Below are 6,694 nucleotides of genomic sequence, written 5' to 3'. Positions count from 1 at the left end.
AAATGTCGCAAAACTTTACGCTCCGGGGGTGCATAAATGGAAAAAATGCTAGCCATGCATCTGAATTGACACAAGAAACTTTTTGAAAGGCGCCCCAAAACCGAGATAAATCGCACCGGCGACTACGTCGACGAGAGGGCCGGATGTGCCTTACACGGTGGAGGCGTTGCCAATCGAGTGCGCTCGGTCGAGCTTTGGGCTTCGAGCCTCGGCCCATCCCGTGTCATGGGATTTCCGGATATCCCTTTGTTTGCGAAAGCGCCGGGCAGTGATAGCTTTTATGGGCCGCTGTCATTTCAACCCGCGGATTAATAGTTCAAAGAAGAAGCGACATGACGCCGCCGTTGCTCGGCTCAGGCCTTTGCATCCGTCCGTTCCGGGAAGACGACGGTCCAGCTTTCGTCGATGCGGCGCACGAATCCGTGCATTCCGTGGGCCGGTGGATGCCCCGGTGCCACCAGGGGTTCGACCTCGATGCGGCGCGGTCGTGGTTCGGCGAGTGCGCGGGAAATATACGTTCCGGTTCCGCCTATGATTTGGGCGTCTTCTCCACGGAAGACGGGGAATTCTACGGCGGTATCGCGATCAATCAGATCAACCGGGAGCACGGCTTCGGCAACATCGGCTATTCGATCAGGCAATCCCGGCAGGGGCAAGGCATCGCCACGCGGGCGGTTCGTCTCATCGCGGGGTTTGGGTTTTCCGAAATCCGGCTGACACGCCTCGAGATCGTGGCCATCGAAGGCAATTATCCGAACCGGCGGGGCGCCGAAAAGAGCGGCGCGACGTTCGAATGCATCGCGCGCAACCGATTGATGCTGCACGGACGGCCCCGCCGCGGTCTATTCGCTGATTCCCGGGCAGGCTGATTTGTAGACATCGTTGTCGGCAAAGGGTTGCCGACCTACTTTATCGGTTTTAGTAGGTCGGGAATCCCTTCCAATCGCAAACGGCCGTCCTGGGAAGGGTCTGGCCGGCGCTCCCGGCCAGACCGTTTGCGATTGGAGCGCCAGGACGCCCCTTCCAATCGCAAACGGTCGCTTTAGTCGCGACCCTTCCCGACGCTTCCGTCGGGCCAACGGGTTTGTCGGCAAAGGATTGCCGACCTACGACCGTAGCACCCTGTAGGTCGGGAATCCCTTCCCGACGCCACGTCCCGGCCGAGCGTCTTCGTCGGCAAAGGGTTGCCGACCTACAACATCTGTAATCGCCGATGTCAGTCAGGGGCCGGCAAAAACCGGGGACGACACCTTGGGCAAAGTCACCTTCACCAGCAAGCCGCCGCCCGGTCGGTCGGCCAGGGCAATTTCGCCGCCGTGGCGGCGCACGACCATGCGGGCGATGGCGAGCCCCAGCCCGGTGCCGCCGGTTTTGCGGCTGCGCGAGGCTTCCAGGCGGAAGAACGGGACGAAAACCCGATCCCTCATCGCGTCGGGAATTCCGGGTCCGCGGTCGCCGCTATCGATCAGTCGTAGGTCGGCAATCCTTTGCCGACAAACCCGTTGGCCCGACGGAAGTGTCGGGAAGGGATTCCCGACCTACTCGCAAGTGCCCGTTCAGCAGGTATAAAAATGCGCCAGCGGAAACCCAGCATTCCGCGGCGCCGATAAGATGGGATTCCGCGAAGTTCCGTCCCAGCCTACGGGCTAAACGCCCACGCCACCGGCGGCAATCTCATTCGCCAGCATTTCCGCCTGCTTCAGCACCGTCTCGGTTGCCAGCTTCTGCATATCCGGCGGATATCCGTACTGCCGCAATGTTCGCTTCACAATGACTTTCAGCTTCGCCTTGACGCTCTCCTTGATTGTCCAATCGATAGACGCGTTGGCTTTTACTCTTTCGAACAACACGACGGCCAGTTCGCGCAGCTTGTCTTGTTGCATCAGCTCTCTGGCGCTCTTGTTGTTGGCCACGGCGGTATAGAAAGCGTACTCATAATCGCTCATGCCCAGCGCTTCGGCCTGTTTGTCCGATTCGACGATTTCCTTGCTAACGTTAATCAGCTCCTCGATCACTTCGGCTGCCGTCAGTACCTTGGCGTGGTAGCGTTTGATGGCGTCTTCGAGCATTTCCAACAAACGCTTGCTTTCGACCAGATTCTTTTTTGCGCGCGCCCTAATTTCGTCATTGAGCAGTTTCTTCAATACTTCCAGCGCGATGTTTTTGTGCTCCTTGTTTTTTAACTCCAGCAGAAATTCTTCGGAGAGAATCGAGATATCGGGCTTTTTGATCCCCGCCGCGTCGAATACATCGATGACCTGCTCCGACACCAGCGCCTTGTCGATGACCTGCCGAACGGTGGTTTCAATCTCCCCGTCAGCACGCCCGAACCCGGTGCTGTCGAACTTCACCAAGCGTGCCTTCACCGCCTGGAAGAAGGCGACCTCATCCTTCACATCCAAGGCTTGATCGTGGGGAATGGCGATGGCGAACGCCTGAGATAAAGCCGTAACCTCATCAATGTAGCGTTTCTTTCCATCCTCCAGCCCGAGGATATATTCCTCCGCCGCCAGGATCATGGATAGCTTCCCGGATGTATCGGCCTCGAAGTAGTCTTCGTAGGCGAAACCGTCGAACATCTGAGAAACCACTTCCAATTTTTCCAGCAGGAGCTGCACCGCCTGTTCCTGGGCCAGCATGGGGTCGCCCTTGCCGCCGGCATCGGCATAAAACGACAAGGCCTGTTTAAGATCCGACGCTATGCCCAAGTAATCCACCACCAGCCCTGCCGGTTTGTCGCCGTACACGCGGTTGACCCGCGCGATGGCCTGCATCAGGTTGTGGCCCTTCATGGGCTTGTCGATATACAAGGTGTGCATGCACGGCGCGTCGAATCCCGTAAGCCACATGTCCCGCACAATGACCAGCTTCAACTCGTCATACGGATCCTTCATACGCTCGGCCAGGGCCTTGCGTTGCTGCTTGGTGGTGTGATGCTTGGCCAACTTCGGGCCGTCCGACGACGAGGCCGTCATCACCACCTTGATGACGCCCTCGGTAAGCTCATCCGAGTGCCACCGCGGCCTTAGCTTGATGATTTCGTCATAAAGCTCGACCGCAATGCGCCGCGACATGGCCACGATCATGCCCTTGCCGACGAATACTTCCTGGCGCTTTTCAAAGTGCGCCACGATATCCTGAGCCACATTCCTGATGCGCTGCGCCGCGCCGACCAAGGACTCCATCTGGGTCCACTTGGTCTTGGCCTTCTGGGTCTCGGTCAGTTCGTCCTGCTCCAGCTCTTCGTCCAGTTCAGCGATTAACTTCTTGCCTTCTTCACTGAGCGACACCTTGGCCAAACGGCTTTCGTAATAAATCTTCTTGGTGGCGCCGTCTTCCACCGCCTGGGCAATGTCGTAGACATCGATGTAATTGCCGAACACCGCCGGCGTGTTCACATCGGTCTTTTCGATGGGCGTGCCGGTAAAGCCGAGGTAAGTCGCATTGGGCAGGGCGTCGCGCAGGTACTTGGCAAAGCCATAGACGATCTTCTTGCCCGTGACGTTGCCTTGCGCGTCCTTCTCGTCCACGGTCTTGGCCTTGAAGCCGTACTGGGTGCGGTGCGCTTCGTCGGCAATCACCACCACATTGCGGCGGTCGGTCAATTGCTCGTAGACATTGCCTGCATCCGGCTGGAATTTCTGAATGGTGGTGAAGATCACCCCGCCGGAGGCCACCTTCAGCAGCCGTGTCAATTCCTTGCGGTCGTCCACCTGCACCGGTTCCTGCCGCAACACCTGGGTACAGGCCGCGAAGGTATCGAACAGTTGGTCATCCAGATCGTTGCGGTCGGTAATCACCACAATGGTGGGATTGTCCAGCGCCAGCACGATCTTGCCGGTGTAAAACACCATCGACAGCGACTTGCCGCTGCCCTGGGTGTGCCACACCACCCCGGCCTTACGGTCGCCCGGCGGTTGCGTCTTTACGCTCGCCAGGCCGTAGCTCTCCGGCGTTTCCGCCGCTCCGGGCGTCGCTTCACTCGCCGCGCGCAGGGTGGAGGCGACGGCGGCGTTGACGGCATAGTACTGGTGGTACGCGGCCAGCTTCTTGATGGTAGTCACTGTCGTGATACCACCCTCTCTTCCGTCTCTCCCAGAGGGAGAGAGACTTTTGCTGATCTGCTCAAACACCGACTCTGGGTCGTCGAGCAGGTCTTCATTTTTGAACCGTAAAACCTTATTTCCAAGGCTCTGCAAATATTTGTCGCGCTTCTCGTCTTTTTTCTTCTGCTCAGGCTGCTCGTGAATTTCTCCGTCAAATTCAATGACGAGATTTTCGGAGTGGCAGTAGAAATCAACAGCGTAATGACCGAATTGGTGCTGTCTTCTGAATTTCAAACCCAGGAATTGCCTGTTTCGTACAAGCTCCCAGAATACATCCTCGGCTTTCGTTTGATGCTTGCGCAACTCACGAACCTGCTTTTTCAATCCGACAAAATCCATCCCACCGCGATAATGGCCGCCCTCCCCTTGGGAGAGACTGAGGGAGGGCTGTCCTTGAACGGTAGTCCGTTCGCGATAATGGCTTCCCTCCCCTTGGGAGGGATTGAGGGAGGGTTGTTTTTGAACGGTAGTCCGTTCAAAAACAATGAAATGCCGCAGCAAATCCAGCAGCGTGGCCCTGTTCAGCATGCCGTTAACCAAGGTCTCCAACTGGCTGATAAGCGGAGAGGCTTCCAGCTTGCCGTCCGCCGTTTTCCACGCCATGAAGCGGGAGAATCCCGCCGATAGCGACCCCACCTTGGCTTCCAATCCATCGGAAATCACCAGCATCCCGTTGTAGGCAAACAGGCTGGGAATCTCCGCCTTGTAGGTCTGCAACTGCTTGTACGCGGCGCCGATGGTGGCGTTTTCATCGGCGGCGTTCTTAAGTTCCATCACCACCAGCGGCAGGCCGTTGACGAACAACACCACGTCCGGACGCTTGTTCTGGTGGTTCTCGATCACCGTAAACTGATTGGCGACGATAAATTCGTTGTTGTCCGGCCTGGCGAAATCCACCAGCCACACCAGATCGCCGCGCTCATGTCCTTTGTCCTGATAGATCACCTTGATGCCTTCGGTGAGCATCCGGTGGAAAGCCTCGTTGTTGGTGATGAGTTCCGGCGAATTGAGCCGCTGGATCCGCTTGATGGCCTCTTCGCGCGCGTCGGCGGGAATGCTCGGGTTGATGCGCGCCACCGCCGTGCGCAAGCGTTCCAGCAGCAACACCTCCTCGAAGCGGTCCCGTTCCGGTGTTTCGCTGTCCGGCGCGATATCGGGGGCGTAGACATATTGATAGCCGAGCCGTTCCAGCAACTCGATGGCGAAGGTTTCGATTTCGGACTCCGAAATCCTACTCATCACGACCGCCCGGTTCCTGCGCCAGCATAGCCCTGATGCAATCCTCAAGCGGTTGCAGGTGTCTTTCGATCACATTACTGATGGTCAGAGGGTCGATGGTGCCGAGGTAATTGTGTACGAGTATGTTGCGAAAGCCGCTGATTTCTTTCCACGGAATGGATGGAAAGGCGGCTTTCCGGTCGTCGGGCAGTAATTGGGTGGCTTCGGAAAGGGTCTGCAGATTTCGCAATGCGGCATCGTACAGCACCTCGTCCCGAGCAAGGTCGCCGCGCGCCTGAATACGCCGGATTTTGGCGATGGCGTCCAGGATATGCAGCGCATAAGGCTGCCACGGTTTATTCATAACTCCACAGCCTCGTTCATCACTTGCTCGCGAATGTGCCGATTGAGTTCGTGCTCCGGCACCACTTCCACCTTGCGATGCAGCAACTCCTCCAGTTCTTGTGCCAGCGGGATGCGTTGACTAAAGAGATCGTAACCGCGGGGAAGATCAACCAGAAAATCAACATCGCTGTCGGGCCGCTCCTCGCGCCGCGCCACGGAGCCAAACACCCGGATATGCCGCGCGCCATACTGCCGCGCCAGCGCCTCGATCCGATGTCTATTCCGCCGCAATTCATCCAGTAACATTCTTGTCTCCTATGCTCATGGCAATATTGGCGTGACTATACTTTTCCCATGCATGACTGCCTATGCAGCTCGATGGCGGGTTCGGTCGGGCTAAACACAGTACACATCCTCGCGCCATCTCCGCGGGTTGGATTGAATGTATTCCGCAATCTTCAAATAGGCGGAGTCATCGCGGATGATGTGTTCGTAATAATTGCGTTGCCATACCGGTGAAGAGGGCGAATTGCGCAATTGATTGATTCGTTTCGTCACCGCGGATTTATACCCGCGCACCACATCCCCGATCGTAGGGGCGCGTTGCACGCGCCCTGGCTCGTGTCCGGCATCGCAATCAGGGCGCGTCGTGCAACGAGGGCGCGTGCAACGCGCCCCTACAACGATGATTCCATGCATGTGATTTGGCATAACGATATATTCACCGAATAAAACATTGTGGCGCATTTTTGCCGTCGCCAATATTTCATCCGCGGCTATGACGCCCGCTTCGGACAGTTTCATTTCGCCATTGATCACCTCCCCAAACAGGGGAGTGCGGTCATGTGTGCATAGGGTGACGAAATACATTCCAGCCCGGGAATAATCGTAGCCGCGCCGGCGTATGGAACGGCGACGGTGAATGTCGGGGTTAAAGGTCATTTCATGCCTGCGCCACGCGGACTTCGCCGCTCATGAGTTTGGGGAGCAGGATGTCGCGGAGTTTTTCGAGAGTGTGTATTTGG

Annotated in this window: 6 protein-coding genes; 1 reads left to right on the top strand and 5 read right to left on the bottom strand. The window is 57.3% G+C overall.

Features of this window, described 5'->3' with window-relative positions:
* Positions 1 to 332: 332 nt before the first annotated feature.
* Positions 333 to 869, top strand: coding sequence for a GNAT family N-acetyltransferase (locus tag ABJK70_RS18035; RefSeq protein WP_205780667.1), 537 nt, complete (start codon positions 333 to 335; stop codon positions 867 to 869).
* 351 nt (positions 870 to 1,220) lie between these two features.
* Here ABJK70_RS18035 and ABJK70_RS18030 read toward each other — a convergent pair whose 3' ends face one another.
* The 5 genes from ABJK70_RS18030 to ABJK70_RS18010 form a co-directional block, all read right to left on the bottom strand.
* On the bottom strand, positions 1,221 to 1,466 hold the full coding sequence (locus ABJK70_RS18030) for an ATP-binding protein (protein WP_276205327.1): 246 nt from the start codon (positions 1,464 to 1,466) through the stop codon (positions 1,221 to 1,223).
* 180 nt (positions 1,467 to 1,646) lie between these two features.
* A complete protein-coding gene (locus ABJK70_RS18025) occupies positions 1,647 to 5,345 on the bottom strand; it encodes an HsdR family type I site-specific deoxyribonuclease (protein ID WP_347258669.1) in 3,699 nt (1,232 codons plus the stop codon).
* Positions 5,338 to 5,688, bottom strand: coding sequence for a HepT-like ribonuclease domain-containing protein (locus tag ABJK70_RS18020; RefSeq protein WP_347258668.1), 351 nt, complete (start codon positions 5,686 to 5,688; stop codon positions 5,338 to 5,340). Before ABJK70_RS18020 ends, ABJK70_RS18025 begins: the two co-directional genes overlap by 8 nt.
* Positions 5,685 to 5,975: a nucleotidyltransferase domain-containing protein gene (locus ABJK70_RS18015; RefSeq protein ID WP_077728713.1), complete on the bottom strand. Its 291-nt coding sequence runs from the start codon at positions 5,973 to 5,975 to the stop codon at positions 5,685 to 5,687. The genes ABJK70_RS18020 and ABJK70_RS18015 overlap by 4 nt, the downstream gene beginning before the upstream one ends.
* Before the next feature lie 90 nt (positions 5,976 to 6,065).
* Positions 6,066 to 6,611, bottom strand: coding sequence for a transposase (locus tag ABJK70_RS18010; protein WP_347258667.1), 546 nt, complete (start codon positions 6,609 to 6,611; stop codon positions 6,066 to 6,068).
* Positions 6,612 to 6,694: the final 83 nt, after the last annotated feature.

It is taken from the genome of Methylocaldum sp., assembly GCF_039794385.1.
Lineage (GTDB): Bacteria > Pseudomonadota > Gammaproteobacteria > Methylococcales > Methylococcaceae > Methylocaldum.
This window is presented reverse-complemented; position numbering and strand designations above follow the sequence as displayed.